Below are 17,785 nucleotides of genomic sequence, written 5' to 3'. Positions count from 1 at the left end.
GTGCAGACGTCAGTCACAAAGTTTTTCCGTTTTTGATTAGAAATCGTGGAGCGCAGTTTATAAAATTCGGTCTTTCGCAGTGGTGCTAAAGGTAAGGAAAACAATAATGAAAACAAGAATAACAATGGGTCTAATGGGTCTAACATTAGCAGGATGCTCAACGACGCTGCCAACCAATGACCGAGTTCAGGTCATCGAAAAAAACTGCGCTGTGATACTGAGTGAATCGGCAAACGCAGAACAGCGTCAGAGTGCCTACAACCAGTTAATCGAAAGCTATGGTGAGCGTTATGTGGATGCCAACAATCCAAAACAGTCGGCAAGTTGGAACTTGTTTCGCCAAAGCGTCATTCATGATGAAAGTGGTCAGTTAACGCGTGAATTTATCGAAGTGAGTGACTGGGGTTGTGCGAATGGCAACTATCTAGAAGAGGTGCGTCTGTTTGTAGAGGAAATCCAAGCAAGCGCACAGAAATAATGACGCCTAACCCGCACCGACAGCAAACTAAACCAGTTTGCATATACTCAATGTGTTAGCGAATACAACGGAAGGTGTCATGTTAACTCCTCATAGACGGATTCTTGGTGCTGTGTTGCTGTCTGCATTTAGCGCATGGGCGAATGCTGCTGAGCAAACGGCAGATATGGTGTACATCAACGCTGGTATTTATGGTCATCCGCAAGCCGATGCTGTCGCCGTGCGTGACGGGCGGATTGCTTTTATTGGCGATAAAGCCAAGGCACAAGCGTGGGTTGGTGATGGCACGGAAGTGGTGGATTTAAGCGATACCTATTTGTTACCGGGCTTTGTCGATAACCACAACCATGTGTTTGAGGCGGCTTCCGAAGCAGGCGGTACGTGCTTGTTGCAAGCTGGCGTAATGTTGGATGAGCAAATCCCACAACTGCAAGACTGCAAAGAGTTTGTCCAAGATGGCGAGTGGTTGATGGGCTACGGTTTTACGCTTGATGCTACTTTGTCGGAAGAAAACCAACGCACACCTCTCGAAGTGATCGATGAGGTGTTTCCTGATACGCCTGTGGTGTTAATGGAGCAAACCTCTCACTCGATGTGGGTTAACTCGGCTGCGCTGAAAGCGGCGAACATTGATAAAACCACGTCCGATCCGCAAGGCGGTCGCATTCTCAAAGATCCGGATACAGGCGAGTTGAATGGCATCTTGCTCGATAACGCGGGTGATTTAGTGATGGAGCTGGCTTGGAACAGCATGAGTGCGCAGTTTGCGGTGAGCTACCAAGGCTTGTTGACCGGATTAGAAGAAGCTGCGCTCTACGGCATTACCACAATTGGTGATGGACGAATGTACTGGAAGCGAGGTTGGTATGAAGTATGGAAAGAGAGCGAAAAACGAGGCGATTTGACCGCTCGTGTTTCTTTACGACCATGGATCTATCCGACCGACAGCATGGACTCTCAACTGACGTATTTGAAACGCATTCAGTCCGACGACACCTCTCGCTTGTTACTGGTAAACCAAGTCAAAATGTACAGCGATGGCATCTTTATAAATGGCACCGCAAAAACCCTTGCACCTTATCTTGATACTTACTTGCCTGATTCACCATATGGGGTGAATTACATCTCACCAAAAGTGATGCCAGAATGGCTAAACAAGCTCGATAAACTCGGTTACAGCGCGCACATTCATGCTATCGGAGATGGTGGCATTCGTGAATCACTCAATGCGATTGAAACAATGCGCAGCCAAGGTAACCAGCGTCGTTATACTTTGACGCATGTGGAACTGGTGAACAGCAAAGATGTACCAAGGTTTGCCAAGTTGGACGTTACGGCAGACTTTCAAGTCGGTTCCGATTATGTGGCGTATCACGAACATCAATGGGCAGAAGCCTTCTTAGGCGCTAAGCGAACTAGAGCCTTAATGAACCTGCGCGCGCTTTATAATACTAAAGCTAACGTGACGTTAAGCAGTGATTGGAATGTGCATGATTTGAACCCATTGGTTGGCATATCCAACAGCTTGGTGATGGGAGATACTGGCTTGCCAAACGTTACCGCTGCGATTGATGCATATACAATTCATCCGGCTTACAGCTTGGGTTTAGAGAAGGACATTGGCTCAATAGATGTTGGGAAATCGGCAGACTTTGCCGTATTGGATCAAGATATTACCCAATTGAAAGCACAAGACATAGCACAAGCGCGTGTCCTCATGACAGTGCTGCGCGGGGAAGTGGTGTATGAACAAATTGATGATGAATAAGCCGAGCGATGATTCACTCGGCTAAAAGGTTCTATAGATTATTCTTCAGGGTATTCACCCATACCTTGCGTTTGTCCTTCTGCTTTCCAATGTTCGCCTGGATCAAAGGCTTCATCGCATAGATCGACGGTGTAGCCCATTTCGGTTATTTCTTTCAAGGTGAGGTTGTCAGCAATTTTGGCAATGTCGCCCGCCTTGTTCCGCAGTTCCATAGTCTCCCTCCGGTCACTGTTTGGTTGTCGGTTCAAGTCGCGCCAAGTACAAAAACTTGGGTGGCTCGACTATAAGTATAAGCAGTGATGGCTGACTTTTTGGCTTAATAGCCGTAAATAATTTAAGGTTATACCCAAGTAACCTCAAGATGCTAGGTTCAGCGAGAATGACTTGGTTTGTAGACGCGGCGCCGATTTAAAGATCTAGTCATTCTAAATCAAGAATCGGCAACAAAGTATACAAGCCAAGGCCCTTACTATTTGCAAAGAGTGCCCTTTGGGAGCGTGTCTTTGACTCGCTTTTTTAGTCAAACAAATGGCTGCGACAAACAACTTGGAAAGAGCTAGCTATTACCAAGTTGTTTTCCTTACTCTCGAATCAATGACAACGCTCTGAATCCTGCATCTTGAAGTCACTTGGGTATAATTGGGTGATATTTCACTTTGGCGTTGATTCCAGTTCAATATCATGGCGATAGAAGACAAAGTGTGATTTATTGACGCCTCAATCGTTGAGATTTTAGGAACAGAAATGGTGATTCTCGACCACACACTCGCGCAGCAAATCGTCGATCGCACTATGTCGATCATTGGACACAACATCAATGTGATGAACGCGGCAGGCACTATTATTGGCAGTGGTGAAGCTGAGCGCATTGGTCAAAAGCACGATGGGGCGGTGCTAGCGCTCAACCACGGTGATTCGCTGGAGTTGGATGAGCAAAGTTGCCAATCCCTGCAAGGCGTGAAACCGGGCATCAATATGCTGCTGCACTTTAAAGGTGAAGTGGTTGGTGTGGTGGGCGTCACTGGCAAACCTGAGCAAATCCGAGCGTTTGCTCAGTTAGTTAAGGTGACAGCGGAACTGACCATTGAGCAAGCTTCGCTGGTGGAGCAGTTGCAATGGGATCGTCGCCACCAAGAAGAGTTTGTATCAGCATGGTTAAACCAACAACTCAATGATTCAGATCTGCACGATTGGGCTCAGCGTCTTTGCATCGATTTAGTAACACAAAGAGTTGCCGTGGTGATTGAGCTTATTGCAGATAATGCTCCTGTTAGTTTGAGCAAGGTACGTGAAGTGGTGGACGTACTGTATCGTTCTGAAGATAAACCGTTGGTGGCGATCATGTCGATGAACGAAATTGTCGTTCTGAAGTCTTTGCGTTCTTCCTCTACCTCGAACAGTGACCAAAGTATACTTGAGCGCATTCAGCGCCGATTAACGGCCAATCAAATTGACGATGTTCGCCTTGCGATTGGGCAATATTTTGATGGCGCAAAACAACTCCCTCTTTCCTACCAAAGTGCCAAGCAGGTGCTTGCCGTTGGTCGCCGTTCTCATCCAGAACAAATCACATTGAGCTTCTCTGAGTATCGCATACCTGTGTTACTCGCCCCGTTAGCCGACTCTTGGCAAGGTGAACAACTCGCTCAGGCGATGACTTCTCTTGCTTCAGCAGACAAATCTGGGCAGTTGGTGAAAACTTTAGAGGCGTATTTTCATGCCAATGGCAACGCTAATGATTGCGCTAATGCATTGTTTATTCATAGAAATACATTGAGGTACCGTCTAGATAAAATCAGTGAAGTGACGGGCATTTCAACGCATGATTTTACGGGGTTGGTTGAGCTTTATATTGCCAGTCATCTCAATAAGTTAAGTTGATTTATTGTGCAAGCGCACAAGATTTAAATAATTAAGCTCAGTGTAATTTGGTTGTTTGCCTAAAGAATGCGCCGAGTTTTTGAGTGAGAATAGCTACATTGATGAGTTGCGACTTGTTCCTCGCAGCGCGCTGTTTTCAGGAGAATGAAATGAAAGTTGTGATTGCCCCAGATTCGTTTAAAGAGAGCTTGACCGCTAAACAAGTAAGTGAGGCGATCAAAGTGGGTTTGTCTCGTGTTTGGCGAGACGCAGAGTTTGTCACGCTACCTGTTGCTGACGGCGGCGAAGGTACAGTTCAATCTTTGATTGATGCGACTGAGGGGGAGCAGGTTTTCGTGACTGTAAAAGGTCCGCTCGGTAATGATGTGAAGGCGTTTTACGGTATTCTGGGTGACGGCGAAACCGCAGTGATTGAGATGGCGAGGCAAGTGGTTTGCATCTTGTGCCAAGTGATCTTCGTGACCCGAAAAACACCAGCAGCTTTGGTACTGGTCAGTTAATTTCGAATGCGCTTGACCGCGGTATTCAACGTTTGATCATCGGCTTAGGAGGTAGCGCAACCAATGACGGCGGTACGGGTATGCTGGCGGCGTTAGGGGTGAAGTTCTTAGACCGTTCTGGTCGTGAAATCACCCTCAATGGTGGTGGTTTGGTTGAGCTAGCAAGCATTGACGTGTCTGGTCTCGACGCTCGCTTAGCTGATTGTGAGGTGCTGGTGGCGTGTGATGTTGATAACCCACTGTGTGGAGAGAAAGGCGCATCAGCAATTTTTGGTCCGCAAAAGGGCGCAACGTCAGCAGATGTTGAGCTATTAGATTCCGCTCTCAACAAATTCGGCGAACTGACAGAGCAAGTGACGGGCAAGCACGTTCTGACTCAAAAAGGCGCAGGTGCAGCCGGTGGTATGGGCGCGGCGTTGCTTGGTTACCTGCCAGCACGACTGAAGCCGGGTATCGAGATTGTGCTAGACACCGTAAAGCTCGCAGAGCACGTAGCAGACGCTGATATTGTCTTTACTGGTGAAGGTCGTATTGACCATCAAACCGTGCATGGCAAGACACCAATGGGTGTGGCGAAAGTGGCGAAAGAATATGGTTTGCCAGTGATTGCCCTAGCAGGCTGCACAGGTGATAACTTCCAAGCAGTCTACGAATATGGCATTGATGCGGTATTCGTGTGTGTGCCACGCGCCATGAGCTTGCCTGAAGCGATGGAAGAAGCGGATACAAACCTAGTCAATTTGGCAGAAAACGTGGCGAGGTTGTGGCAGTTGCCACACTAACTCTCGCTGTGTTTAGGAGCGATGAGCTGTGGAGGTTTGTGGTTTTCGTCGTTGCGGAAAACAGACCCAAAAAAGGGGAGGTGTTACCCTCCCCAAGCTAGCACATGATTGCGCCTACTGTTTTACTTCTTAGTTACCGTTACGATTGGTGCCGCCTTGTCTGCCGCATTGAAGTGGAAGTTGTAGTTTCCTGCTTCAGCAATCGTAATTTTAAGGTTTTTGCTACCGCCACCGGCATTCATGGTGACCGCTTTACCTAGCTCCACGTTGCCGTCACCACCAAAGTTGGTCGCATCAGCCCAGTCTGCGCTTGCGATCTTCATTTCGTAGCTGCCTGCTGCTAGAGCGATGTCTAGTGAGTAAACATCAGCGGCTACGTAAGAGAATTTAGCGCTAGAGTCTTCAGCTGGCGTATCCCAAGTGGTGATAGTGCCGCGTAAGAACAGTGACGTGTCACCAAACGTTGGTGCATCTGCTGCTTTCGTTACTGAAATTACTGGTTTTTCTACGCTTTCATCTTGAACATTCAGTGCGTTTAGAGTGAAGTTGTATTTGCCAGTTTCAGCCACTGATAGCTTACAGTTGCCCGCTGCACCTAGGTCTAAAGAGTCACTTGCTTGGGTTGCTGCATCACAACCGATGTTTGGATTTGACCAACCTGAATCTGCAAACTTGAACTCGTGATCACCAGCTTCAAGTACACCTGTTACTGAGTACAAGCCATTGCCGATAAAGGTCATTGCCCAATCGCTGCTATCAGACCAACCGTTCATAGAACCCTTCACGTAAACCACAGTTTCGCCGTAAGGAGGAATGCTTGATACGTCTTTGTTGTCCTTGTTAACCGGTAGACCGTCGCCTTGTGCACCGCCCTGAGGCTGTACAAATACCGCTGTTGTTAGCGCAGGAACTGTGAACGTCTCACCCGCGAAGCTTGCACCTTTTACGATGTCGTCTGCTGAGTTCTTCTGAATCTCATGCAGCTCGAAACCTGTTGCACCTTTCACTGTGAAAGATTGCTCTTTAGACGTTGAGTTCACCACTGCCACAACGGCATCGTAGTTGGTGTCTAGGTCTTTACCTGCTGATTTACCGTCATCGATAGACATAACGATCAAGCCTTCTACTTGGTCTTTGCCTACGTTACGGAAATCGACGCGGTTCATTACCTCTTGTGCAGTATCTAAGCGGAACAGTTCGCTAGAGCTGCGGATTTTCAGTAGTTCTAGGAATTGCTTCTTAGTTAGCTCGATATCTTCAGCACTTGGTTTCGCAGAACTGTCACCAACGATCTTCTGGATAAGCTCCCAGTTTGCGCCATCTTTATCTTGACGAGGTAGACCGACGTTCCAGTTGTTGTCCGTACCGTTGAAGAACACACGGTTGAACCAGTCACCAGAATCGTAAGAGTCACGCTGCATCGATTTCGAACGTAGCAGCTCAGAACCCATGTGAATGAATGGAATACCTTGCCCCAACATTACCGTAGATAGAGACACGTTTTGCATACGAGCACGTTCAGCAGAAGGGGTGCCTGTAGCAATCTTGTAAGCGTTGTTGTCCCAAAGCGTTTGGTTATCGTGCTTAGATACGTAAGAGATGTTCTCTGATGGCATCTTAGTGTAGCCCGCAGGTGCACCGTTGTAGTCTACGTTCTTACCAAGTTTAGTGTCGCCCTTGTAATCAAGAAGAACGAATTCAGCCAAGTTACCCGCCATACCTAGGCGAACAAGATCTTGGTTGTGTAGACGACCGTTTACTGAATCAGCGTCTGTCTTCGTTTCTTCGTTAGCGTATGCCGCGTTACCAAAACCTTGGTTGAAGCGAAGTGGGTGGTTACCTTCTGAGTCTTTACCGCCATCGAATGGGCTGCCGCCACGAACTGCATCACGTAGACGGTCCGAGAAAGTACCGATCTCTGTGCCAGCCATGTTGACTTGCGTCGCTTGGTCGAAGCGAGCGTTTTGTGCCACTTCACCAAAGTCCCAACCTTCGCCGTAGAATAGTGTGTTAGGGTCAACTTTACGTACTTGCTCTAGCGCGTAAACCATCACGTCTTTTGGCTGGTGACCCATCAAGTCAAAACGGAAACCATCCACTTTGTAGTCGTCTGCCCATACTAACAATGAGTCAACCATCAGTTTACCCATCATTAGGTTCTCTGTTGCTGTGTTATCACAACAAGTTGAGTTCTCTACGCCACCCGTGTTTACGTTCAAGCGGTGGTAGTATCCAGGGACAATCTTATCCAGAACCGACTTATCATTTACGCCAGATGCGTTAGTGTGGTTGTACACCACGTCCATGATAAGTTTTAGCTTCATTTTGTGTGTTGCTTGAACCATTTCACGGAATTCAACAATACGCTTAGAACCATTAGGATCGGTCGCGTAGCTGCCTTCTGGCACTGTGTAATGGAATGGGTCATAGCCCCAGTTGAAGCTGTCTAGCATACGTAGGTCATTCATCAGAGCCTGAGCTGAACCCGTTGTTGGATCGTAGCTGTTTAGGACATCTTCAATGACTTTACTTTCGTTTTCTGTACCACAAACAGAAGCGGCTGGTTTAATGTCACAGAGTTTGCCAACCGTGTCAGTAATATCCACGCGGTTTGCTTCGTTTTCATCGACGGTAGCGATATCGAATGCTGGCAGAATGTGAAGCGTAGTGAGACCTGCGTCTTTCAAAGCTTGAAGGTGTGAAACCGATTCACGATCCGCTTCTGTCAGAGCAAGGTACTTACCATTGTATGCTTTGGTCCCTTTGGTATCGCTAAAGCTGAAATCACGTAGGTGCGACTCGTACAGTACGTGGTCTTCGTCTTTAGCAAGTTCAGGACGTTTGTAATCATTCCAACCTTGAGGTTTCAAGCTATCGCTGTCTAGGTCTACAACTTGTGAGTACAGAGAGTTTTGAGACAAGCTTAGCGAGTATGGGTCAGTAACAAGGCGGGTTTCTACAACACCTGTTGTTGGGTGGTAAACCTTAACTTGGTAACGATAGTATTTGTTTAATACGTCGCTTTGCGCTTCTGATGCCCAGATACCTGTAGCTGGATCTTCTGTCATCGCAACGGTTGCTTGTTCTTTCAAATCTGCATCGTAAATGATCAGGTCAACGTCTTGCGCTGTTGGTGCCCAAAGCTTGAATGTTGCTGCGTTGCCATCAACAATTGCGCCAAGTTCCTGACCGATTGCGTTACCTGCATCTTTGTTAGCAAATACGGCATCAAGTACGCCTGGTTTTTGTACTTCAGTTGCAGAAATAACATCGCCATCTGCGTTGTAAGCCACCATGACGATTTGCGATTTTAGAATGGTGTGAAGTACGTCAGCATCAACATCGATACCTGCTGCTTGTAGGCTAGAAAGGTGACGGAAACGTTTTTTCAGTGCTTCAGACAATTCACCTGCTTTCGTCAGCTCAACTGCTGTACCACCAGTGATTTGCTTGTCTTTATCCATCTTGATGTCGTTAGTCAAGCTGTAGTAAAGCTTCATTGAGTCTGCATTCGCCGCCGCTTCCCAAGCGATGGTATTAGCATCTAGCCAATGCGCTTTTTGACCGTCAATTTCGACAGGACGTTCTTCAATTGGTTCGTAGTAAAGCTCGCTGCTGCCGTGGAAGCCGAACAAACCTTTCGATTCACCTAGCTTAGTCAGCTCAACTTTTGAGTTTGCACTGCCGAATGCCTTCTCATCGCCTTTGTGTAGGATGAAGTTCATACAGTTGTGTGGGTCAGATGCGTCTGGGTTCACTTTCAGAACGTAGTAAGCACCGTAAGTGTCACTGATGCCGTCGAATGGGCGAGGTGACCCCCAGTCCGTGCCGCCCTCTGGGAGCCCCATTTCTTCAAGATCGGTACTGGTACAGCCTTCGCCATTCCAAAGGTGTAGACCCCAACCTTCGTAATCGCTTGCTGATGATGCAGCTGCGACATCGCGTTTGTAATAGATGACAACTTCGTTCTCTCCCGCAGGGTGTAGACCAGAGCCAGGGTTCGTTGTGTCATCGCTTGTGCTATCACTGCCACAACCGCTGATGACTGCCACAGAAAGGAGCGGCAGTACGGTTTTAGCAATCGCTGATAATTTAAATGTTTTATTGTCCACGTTTACAAATCCATTGTTATTGAATTGATAATAGATTGGCAAAATGCCGAAAAGGAAATGTTCAACAAGATGCTAATACACTGAACTATCAGCAAAATGTGAGAGCAGGCAGTTAAGTTTTTTACAAGTAAAAATTTTCTGTCACAGTAGATTTTGTTCACAAATTAAATAATAAAACGGTCTCATAGTGAGATATTCAGCACAGCCTAAAGATGTAAATTTTTATAGGAGGAGAAAGGGGGGATGATAGGGGCGGAGAATGTCTAAGCCCCAAAACTGTGACTCATTTCTATAAAATTAGGGGTGTTATTTTTTAATTAAAAATAAGTTGCGGTGATATCGAATAAAAATTCGCCATACTCGACCAGTAAACTTCAGATTTTACCTACATGGTCGTTATATAATAGAGCGGAGTACGCCAAAGATGGCGCAATTATACCCCGAGTTAGAATTTTGCAGATTTTCCCAAGCGCGGAAAGTCTCGGTGAGCACTGACCTAAAAAGAGGCGGTTTATGAGTAGTATGGGCATTGCTATTACAGCAACTGGCCTTTCACTCATCCTGATATTTGTTTGGATGATCTCGTTGTCGATGCGTAAGCAACGTCTAGAGGCAGAGAGGAAAGCGCGTGAAGTGGCGTATCGCAAGGCGATGCAAAAAGCGCGCGAACAAGAACGTAAAGAGCGTGAGTTTAAGGCGGAGACCGGTCATATTCCGACAATTCTCTATTTAGCGAAAGAATCAGAGCGAGACAATCTCAAGCGCGCTCTGTATTGGTACGACAAAGCTGCCAAACTGGATAACGTCACAGGTATGTATGGTGTGGTGCGTTTGGCTGAGCGAATGCGTGAAGATGTTATCTTAAGAGAGCAAGCGAATTTTTGGCGTACTGCGATTGCCGGTATGGAAGGTGATATCGACGCGAAATTTGCAACGGGTAAGGCACTTTTGTCTGGACGTGGTACCGAGAAGAATATTCCCAAAGGGCATCAACTCATCGAAATGGCAGCAGATGAGGGTTGTATTCCTGCCATGTTGTATATGGGGGAATGGCAGTTATCACCGGAGAATACGGCAGGGCGTAGTGCTGATGCTTTGTTCTGGTTTATGAAAGCTGCCGAGCAAGACAGTGCTGAAGGTAAAATCCAAGTGGGTTTGTGTTATCTAAGAGGCACTGGCACTGATAAAAGCATGGTGAAAGCGTGTTATTGGCTTGAAAGAGCGGCGGAGAGTGGCAGCGCAGAGGCAATGTTTCACGCGGGAGAAGCGTGGAAAGATACCGGTAAAACAGGCAATGCGATTGCTTATATTTGGCTGTTTTTATCCGCGAACATGGGCTATGAGGCAGCACGTGTCGTTCGTGATGAAGTCGCAAGCAACATCGGCGTGGATGTTGTAGTGGGGCTGCAATCTATCGCTAAACCGCTGCAGAGGAAGCTCGCATCTGGTTTCGTCAAAAAGCACTCTATCATTCGTGCGTTAAACAAGGTCTACAAACGTGAACCTTACTTCCCAGATCAAGATGAACTCAATGAGTTGCTGAGTGAAGAACATCATGAAGAAGAAAGTTTGCTTGATGGCGCACCAGAGCTGAACTTTGATGCTGAGGTTCCACCACAGCAAGAGTTTGCCTCTCCACCCAAGCAACCATCAAAAGAAGTGCTCGACTTTACTCAGAACTTCTTACAGCCACAGAATCTCAACAAGCCTCATTCGTGAGGCTTTTTTATTGCCCGTGTTATAAGAAATTCCACCAAGTGCATATACCCAAGCATCTCTTAGGTATAAAGAGGTGAGTGATCTTTATGCAATTTTTCAACAGAAATCCATCACTTAATCACCTATCGTTATATAAATCGACAAATAGAGGGAAATCCCCCCTTGTTGGAAATACACGAATTAAGCTCCAATCCAATATTATTGATTAGCCAATAAAACGGCTATGAAAATAATTTGTTAGCTTAATTTGTGTTGATCTATCTAGATTCATTACTTTAACTAATATTAGCTATTAAGTTTTATATTACTAAATCTTAATTTCTATTTTCGGTTTTCTATTATCTCTATTGATCTTTAACTTAATTGAGCGCAATATACCCAAAAAATAAAATAGCGCACACTCTGCGTATAAATACAGTAAGAAGCAACCTGTTATTATCCTTTTCAACATAAAGGGGCAAACTCACGCTCTTTTTATGTCTATTAGAGATTTGTGTATGTTGAGAATCATTAGTGCAGATAAGTTCATCTCTTCAAGGTTTATCTTGGAATACAGCAAAGTGGAATTTGCATCTTTGTTGGGAGTTTCCGTTGCTAAGATAACCAATATAGAGAATGGCAAAACATCGATTCCTCCGGTGTATGATTATGCCATCAACCACTTGCTCAGTGAGCACCCGTTTAAAGACAGCGCTGTTGAGGCTCTAAGCTCGCATGAAACGCTGAACTTCGCCCGTCGTGTGGATGTAAACAGTAAGGTGCAGCGCTTGTCTTGTAAGCGCTGTGACAGTCGAAGGTTACATGTTATGGCTGGCATGAGTGGTCTGTACTTTGTGGAATGTATGGACTGTAAGCACACCATGTACTCGTCTGGAATCGCGGTGAAACGGTATCAATTGTGGTCGAATAATGGCGTGAGGCTCGATAGCCATTTGTTTGATTAAACTGGCTCTCGCTGCTATCAAAGTAAAACCACCAAAGTAAAACAATAAAGTAAAAAGCCATCAGCAGAAATGTTGATGGCTTTTTGTTTATACCCAAGTAACCTCGATATGCTAGGTTCAGCGAGACTGACTTGGTTTGTAGACGCGGCGGCGATTTAAAGGTTTAGTGGGTCTAAATCAAGAATCGGTAACAAAGTATACAAGCCAAGGCAGCTCACCCTTTGGGAGCGTGTCATTGACCCGATTGCTGCGTCAAACAACTTGGAAAGAGCTGGCTATTACACTGCGTTGTTTTCCTTGCTCTCGAATCAATGACAACGCTCTGAACCCTGCATCTTGAAGTTACTTGGGTATATAGTTTATAAATTGTTAAATATAAGCGTAATTATTGTTTGTATTTAATCTATTAAATCAAAGTGATTAAATATAGAGTGATGAAAATCGCAAAATTTTATTTTCTTTTGATTCCTTTTTTAATAATAACTGGTGAGGTCACATAATTCTTCACCTAAATTCAATTTAAGCCAGAATCTAATATCATTGGCTTATCGAAAGGAAAGTGATAAAGATCGCGAAATTTTATTTCGAGAAAATAAGAGTTTTAATTATGAACTAATAATCACGAAATTTGTTTTTTGAATTTTAAATATTAATTTCGTTTGTAATATCTGTGCTTGTCGTCTTTACAGAACAAATAAGAGATATTTCAAATGAAACGTTTAATTATCGGTGTTAGTAATTACATGCCAGAAGACTTCAGTTTATTATCTGAATCTTTGGATGAGCAATTTAACCGAACTTTAAAACCACTTGAACACGTCGAATTAACTGACGTTGGCGCTGCAATTATTACTTCTGCAGATATTAAGGCTGGTCTACACAAAATTATTTCTGAAACGGGTTATGGCATTCCGGTTTTCTTGGTCACAGATGAAACCCCAGTTTCAGCAGAAGATTACGTATGGTTAACCGGCGTTATCGATTTGGAAAGACAGTCAATCGAATACTACGGTCGCCAAATCAATGAGGCTGTCACCAAATACGAATGTCGCCTACTTCCACCTTTCTTCAAACAATTGACTCACTACGTGGAAATGGGCAACTCTGCATTCGACTGTCCAGGACACCAAGGTGGCCAGTTCTTCAAAAAACACCCAGCAGGTAAACAGTTCTACGATTTCTTTGGTGAAAACCTATTCCGTAGTGACTTGTGTAACGCGGACGTTGATTTAGGTGACTTGCTGATCCACGAAGGTTCTGCTCACCAAGCTCAAGCACACGCAGCAAAAGTGTTCAACTCAGACAAAACCTACTTCGTACTTAACGGCACTTCGGCTTCAAACAAAGTGGTTTGTAACGCGTTAGTGACCGAAGGTGACTTGGTGATGTTTGACCGTAACAACCACAAATCAAACCACCACGGTGCATTGATCCAAGCGGGCGGTATGCCGGTTTACCTAGAAACGGCACGTAACCCTTGGGGCTTTATCGGTGGTATGGATGAGCACTGTTTTGATGAAGAATACATCCGTGCTCAAATCGCGAAAGTGTCACCAGAGCGCGCTCGTGATGAACGTCCTTTCCGTCTTGCGATCATCCAATTGGGTACTTACGACGGTACCATCTACAACGCACGTTACGTGATGGATAAGATTGGTCATCTATGTGACTACATCCTATTCGACTCGGCATGGGTGGGCTACGAGCAGTTCATTCCTATGATGAAAGACTGTTCTCCATTGCTACTGGATCTGAAACCAGAAGATGCGGGTGTGATTGTGACTCAGTCTGTTCACAAGCAACAAGCAGGCTTCTCTCAAACATCGCAAATCCACAAAAAAGACCACCATATCAAAGGTCAGGCTCGCTACTGTAACCACAAACGCTTCAACAACGCGTTTATGATGCACGCGTCAACTTCACCATTCTACGCGCTGTTCTCAGCATTGGATGTGAACGCGAAGATCCACGATGGTGAAGCGGGTCTGCGCCTATGGCGTGATGCGGTTAAGACTGGTATCGAAGCACGTAAAGAAATCCTGAAAAGTTGTGAGCTGATTCGTCCGTTCATTCCTGACCAAGTTGATGGTCAACCATGGGGCAGTTACGACACCGATCTTATCGCAACCAATAAGAAGTTCTTCATGTTCGAGCCAGACGCAAGCTGGCATAAATTTGAAGGCTACGGCGAAGGTCAGTACTTCGTTGACCCATGTAAATTGCTACTCACTACAGCAGGTATTGCTGAAGATGGTAGCTACGCAGACTTTGGTATTCCTGCAACGTTATTGGCTAACTTCCTACGTGAGAACGGCATCATCCCTGAGAAGTGTGACTTGAACTCTATCTTGTTCCTTCTCACTCCAGCAGAGGACATGGGTAAGATCCGTCATCTTGTGGCGCAAATTAACCGCTTCGAGAAATTTATTCGTGATGATGCGCCGCTAAACATCGTGCTTCCTCGCGTCTATGAAGCGAACAAAGAGCGTTACCGCGGCTACACCATCCGTCAGCTATGTCAGGAAATGCATGACATGTATAAAGAGCTGAATGTGAAACAGCTACAAAAAGCGATGTTCCGTAGCGAATACTTCCCAACTATGGTGCACAAACCAGATGTGGCAACACGCAAATACTTCCGCGGCGAGTGTGATTACTTGCCTCTGAAAGAAGCGGTAGGTCGTGTCGCTGCAGAAGGTGCGCTTCCTTACCCTCCAGGCATTATCTGTGTGATCACGGGTGAAATCTGGACTCAACAAGTGGTCGATTACTTCTTATCTCTAGAAGAAGGCATCAACCGATTCCCAGGCTTCGCACCAGAGATTCAAGGTGTGTACCTAGAAGACGTCAATGGTCGCACCACCGCCCATTGCTACGCCCTTAAAGATTAATCTACCCCGTTCGCATCGTGACTTGGTTGTCGCGGTGCGAACCGTTTATTCGTGGAGAATAATTTATGAGTACTGAAACCAAAAAAATGTCGGTGGTGCAGCTAACCATTCTGACATTCATTAACATGGCTGGCTCGGGCATCATTATGCTGCCAAGTAAGCTGGCGCAAGTGGGCACGATTTCGATTCTATCTTGGCTGATTACTGCGGCGGGTTCATTGGCTCTTGCCTATGTATTTGCAAAGTGTGGTCGCTTTAGTAAACGTGACGGTGGTATGAACGGTTATGCGTCGTACGCGTTTGGTAAATCGGGTGCGTTTATGGCGGGTTGGACCTACGGCTTGTCGTTGTTGATCGCCAACATCGCGATTGCGATAACCTGTGTTGGCTACGGATCTGCGTTTTTTGAAGTGACCTTGTCGCCAGTAGAGACCTGTCTGTACACCATCGCTATCCTTTGGATTTGTACCTTCGCTAACTTTGGTGGTGCGAAGATTACTGGTCAAATCGGCTCGTTTACGGTCTGGGGCGTTATCCTTCCTGTGTGTTCTTTGGGTATTGTTGGTTGGTTCTACTTCAGCCCAACCATGTACGTAGAAGCGTGGAACCCACACCACCTACCATTTGGTGAAGCGGTAAGTGCGTCGATCGCGATGACACTTTGGGCATTCCTAGGTCTTGAATCGGCTTGTGCGAACTCAGAAGCGGTAGAAAACCCAGAGAAGAACGTACCAATCGCAGTATTGGGCGGTACGCTGATTGCGGCAGTGGTTTACATTGTTTCAACCAACATCTGTTCTGGTATCGTAGCGAACTCTGAGCTTGCTGCATCTACAGCGCCATTCTCAACAGTATGGACAGTGATGCTAGGTTCTACGGCTGGTAAAGTGGTTGCAGGCATGGCAGTTCTTGCTTGTGCAGGTTCACTACTGGGTTGGCAGTTCACTATCGCGTCAGTATTCAAATCATCTTCAGATGCAGGCTTCTTCCCGAAACTGTTCTCACAAGTTGATAAACGCGGTACACCAATCAAAGGCATGGTGGCTATCACGGTTATCCAATCGGTGCTTTCTTTAATGACTATCTCGCCAACATTGAACGAGCAATTTGAAGCACTGGTTAACCTAGCGGTAGTGACAAACGTTATCCCTTATATCCTATGTATGGGCGCAATCTTCATCATGCAGCAAGTGGCGCACGTGCCTGAGCGCGAGATGAAGACAACGAACATCATCGCTCTGATTGGTTCTCTGTACAGCTTCTATGCGTTGTACGGTTCTGGCTACGAAGCCATGATGTGGGGCTCTATCGTTACCTTCCTAGGTTGGAGTGCGTACGGTCTGATCGCTTCTAAACACGAACCTCTCGTGAACTAAGTTTTTTCAATCGAGCCTTCCCATACGCGGTGTGGAGGGCTCTTTTGCTTTTATCCATAACCTTTTGATTTGAAACACTAGGTAAGTTGAGGACACAACACCACTCATAACGTGAAAACTCATTTTCGACAATTGGGGGACGAAAGATGATTAGCCAACCTGTTAAAATCGGTGACGATACCGTCGTAGTCATTCCAAGCGTGATCCTGACTGAGCTCGGGATAAGGGAAGGGGACACCCTCGAAATTGCGCTCAATAAAGACAAAATGGAAATTAAGAAAATGGTACTGAAAACCAGCTCTCCAATCGATTCGAGCGAAGAAGGCTAGAATTGAGTTAGAGAATCTTGGTTTGTCGGATACACTACTGGTTTCGCAAATCTGGCGCTCGCCGCTGTCTTTGAACTATTGATAACAACAAGAAGAGGTCTGGTACTATGCAAGGTATCCTCTCTATACAATCTCATGTTTCTTTTGGTCACGCTGGTAACAGCAGTGCCGTTTTCCCAATGCAACGCATGGGCTTTGAAGTGTGGCCTATTCACACGGTTCAATTTTCTAACCACACCCAGTATCAAGAAGGTTGGACGGGGCGTGCGTTCTCGGCTGATGACATCAGCGAACTGGTTCGTGGTCTTGGCAACATTGGTGCGCTAGAAAAGTGCCAAGCGGTTCTGACTGGCTATCAAGGCAGTGCTGAGCAATGTCTGGCAGTTGAAGAAACCGTCTCCAAAGTAAAACAAGAAAACCCAGACGCACTTTATGTGTGTGACCCAGTGATGGGCGCGCCAGATAAAGGCTGTATTGTGGCGCCGGGTATTGCAGAAAACTTGTTAAACCGTCTGATGCCAATGGCAGATGTGATCGTGCCTAACCAGTTCGAGTTAAGCCAATTTGCAGAGATGGAAATTCATACGCTGGATGATGCGATCAACGCTTGTCAGCGTGCACTAGCAAAAGGTCCTAAAGTGGTGTTGGTGAAACACCTTTACTGTTTGTCTGACGATAGCTTCAATATGTTACTTGCGACGCAAGAAGGCACTTATTTAGCGAAGCGCCCTCATTTTGAATTTGCTAAAGCCCCCGTTGGTGCAGGTGATTTGATCTCGGCGATTTTTACCGCTGGCTTGCTGAAAGGTTGGACGCCAAAACAAGCCTTCCAACACTGCCACGACGCGTGTTACGGCGTACTTAATGCGACTTACCAAGCGGGCGAATGGGAACTGCAAACCATCGCAGCACAACAAGAGTTCGTTGAGCCGAGCAAGCACTTCCCATTGGAAGAAGTGACATTAAGTTAAGTCTTATCATTGGTAGGAAAGAGGGAGCACAGTA

The 17,785-nt window shown here is 46.0% G+C and carries 11 protein-coding genes and 1 pseudogene; 10 read left to right on the top strand and 2 right to left on the bottom strand.

Features of this window, described 5'->3' with window-relative positions; translation table 11 throughout:
* The first annotated feature begins 106 nt into the window (after positions 1–106).
* Together OH459_RS00245 and OH459_RS00240 are read left to right on the top strand one after the other, a co-directional pair.
* Positions 107–478 carry a hypothetical protein gene (locus tag OH459_RS00245; RefSeq protein WP_269984613.1) on the top strand — a complete coding sequence of 124 codons (372 nt, stop codon included), beginning with the start codon at positions 107–109 and terminating at the stop codon, positions 476–478.
* A gap of 79 nt (positions 479–557) precedes the next feature.
* The gene (locus OH459_RS00240) at positions 558–2,246 is read left to right on the top strand and encodes an amidohydrolase (protein WP_269984612.1); all 1,689 of its coding nucleotides are present in this window, start codon (positions 558–560) and stop codon (positions 2,244–2,246) included.
* Positions 2,247–2,284: 38 nt separating this feature from the next.
* Here OH459_RS00240 and OH459_RS00235 read toward each other — a convergent pair whose 3' ends face one another.
* A complete protein-coding gene (locus OH459_RS00235; RefSeq protein WP_005428284.1) occupies positions 2,285–2,458 on the bottom strand; it encodes a hypothetical protein in 174 nt (57 codons plus the stop codon).
* Between the two features lie 532 nt (positions 2,459–2,990).
* On the opposite strand from OH459_RS00235, the gene OH459_RS00230 reads away from it, so the two are divergent.
* Both OH459_RS00230 and OH459_RS00225 read left to right on the top strand, forming a co-directional pair.
* A complete protein-coding gene (locus tag OH459_RS00230; RefSeq protein ID WP_005447364.1) occupies positions 2,991–4,127 on the top strand; it encodes a sugar diacid recognition domain-containing protein in 1,137 nt (378 codons plus the stop codon).
* 149 nt (positions 4,128–4,276) lie between these two features.
* Positions 4,277–5,409: pseudogene (locus tag OH459_RS00225) on the top strand (glycerate kinase).
* Positions 5,410–5,531: 122 nt separating this feature from the next.
* On the opposite strand, the gene pulA reads toward OH459_RS00225, so the two are convergent.
* A complete protein-coding gene (gene pulA / locus OH459_RS00220; protein ID WP_269984611.1) occupies positions 5,532–9,521 on the bottom strand; it encodes a pullulanase-type alpha-1,6-glucosidase in 3,990 nt (1,329 codons plus the stop codon).
* A gap of 513 nt (positions 9,522–10,034) precedes the next feature.
* Between pulA and OH459_RS00215 the strand changes: the two genes are divergently transcribed.
* The 6 genes from OH459_RS00215 to pdxY all read left to right on the top strand — a co-directional run bounded on the left by OH459_RS00215 (position 10,035) and on the right by pdxY (position 17,751).
* On the top strand, positions 10,035–11,240 hold the full coding sequence (locus OH459_RS00215; RefSeq protein ID WP_269984610.1) for a tetratricopeptide repeat protein: 1,206 nt from the start codon (positions 10,035–10,037) through the stop codon (positions 11,238–11,240).
* 497 nt (positions 11,241–11,737) lie between these two features.
* Entirely contained in the window at positions 11,738–12,184 is a 447-nt protein-coding gene (locus OH459_RS00210) for a helix-turn-helix domain-containing protein (protein ID WP_005447369.1), read from the top strand.
* Positions 12,185–12,894: 710 nt separating this feature from the next.
* Positions 12,895–15,075: an ornithine decarboxylase SpeF gene (gene speF, locus OH459_RS00205; protein WP_005447371.1), complete on the top strand. Its 2,181-nt coding sequence runs from the start codon at positions 12,895–12,897 to the stop codon at positions 15,073–15,075.
* A 65-nt stretch (positions 15,076–15,140) separates the two neighbouring features.
* On the top strand, positions 15,141–16,451 hold the full coding sequence (potE, locus tag OH459_RS00200) for a putrescine-ornithine antiporter (RefSeq protein WP_005447372.1): 1,311 nt from the start codon (positions 15,141–15,143) through the stop codon (positions 16,449–16,451).
* A 146-nt stretch (positions 16,452–16,597) separates the two neighbouring features.
* Positions 16,598–16,780 (top strand): AbrB/MazE/SpoVT family DNA-binding domain-containing protein, encoded by a 183-nt coding sequence (locus tag OH459_RS00195; RefSeq protein WP_005447373.1) that lies wholly within the window; start codon positions 16,598–16,600, stop codon positions 16,778–16,780.
* A gap of 107 nt (positions 16,781–16,887) precedes the next feature.
* Positions 16,888–17,751 (top strand): pyridoxal kinase PdxY, encoded by an 864-nt coding sequence (gene pdxY / locus OH459_RS00190; protein ID WP_114321873.1) that lies wholly within the window; start codon positions 16,888–16,890, stop codon positions 17,749–17,751.
* Positions 17,752–17,785 lie beyond the last annotated feature (34 nt).

Source organism: Vibrio sp. MM46 (genome assembly GCF_027587135.1).
In the GTDB taxonomy this organism is placed as follows: Bacteria; Pseudomonadota; Gammaproteobacteria; order Enterobacterales; family Vibrionaceae; genus Vibrio; species Vibrio harveyi.
This window is presented reverse-complemented; position numbering and strand designations above follow the sequence as displayed.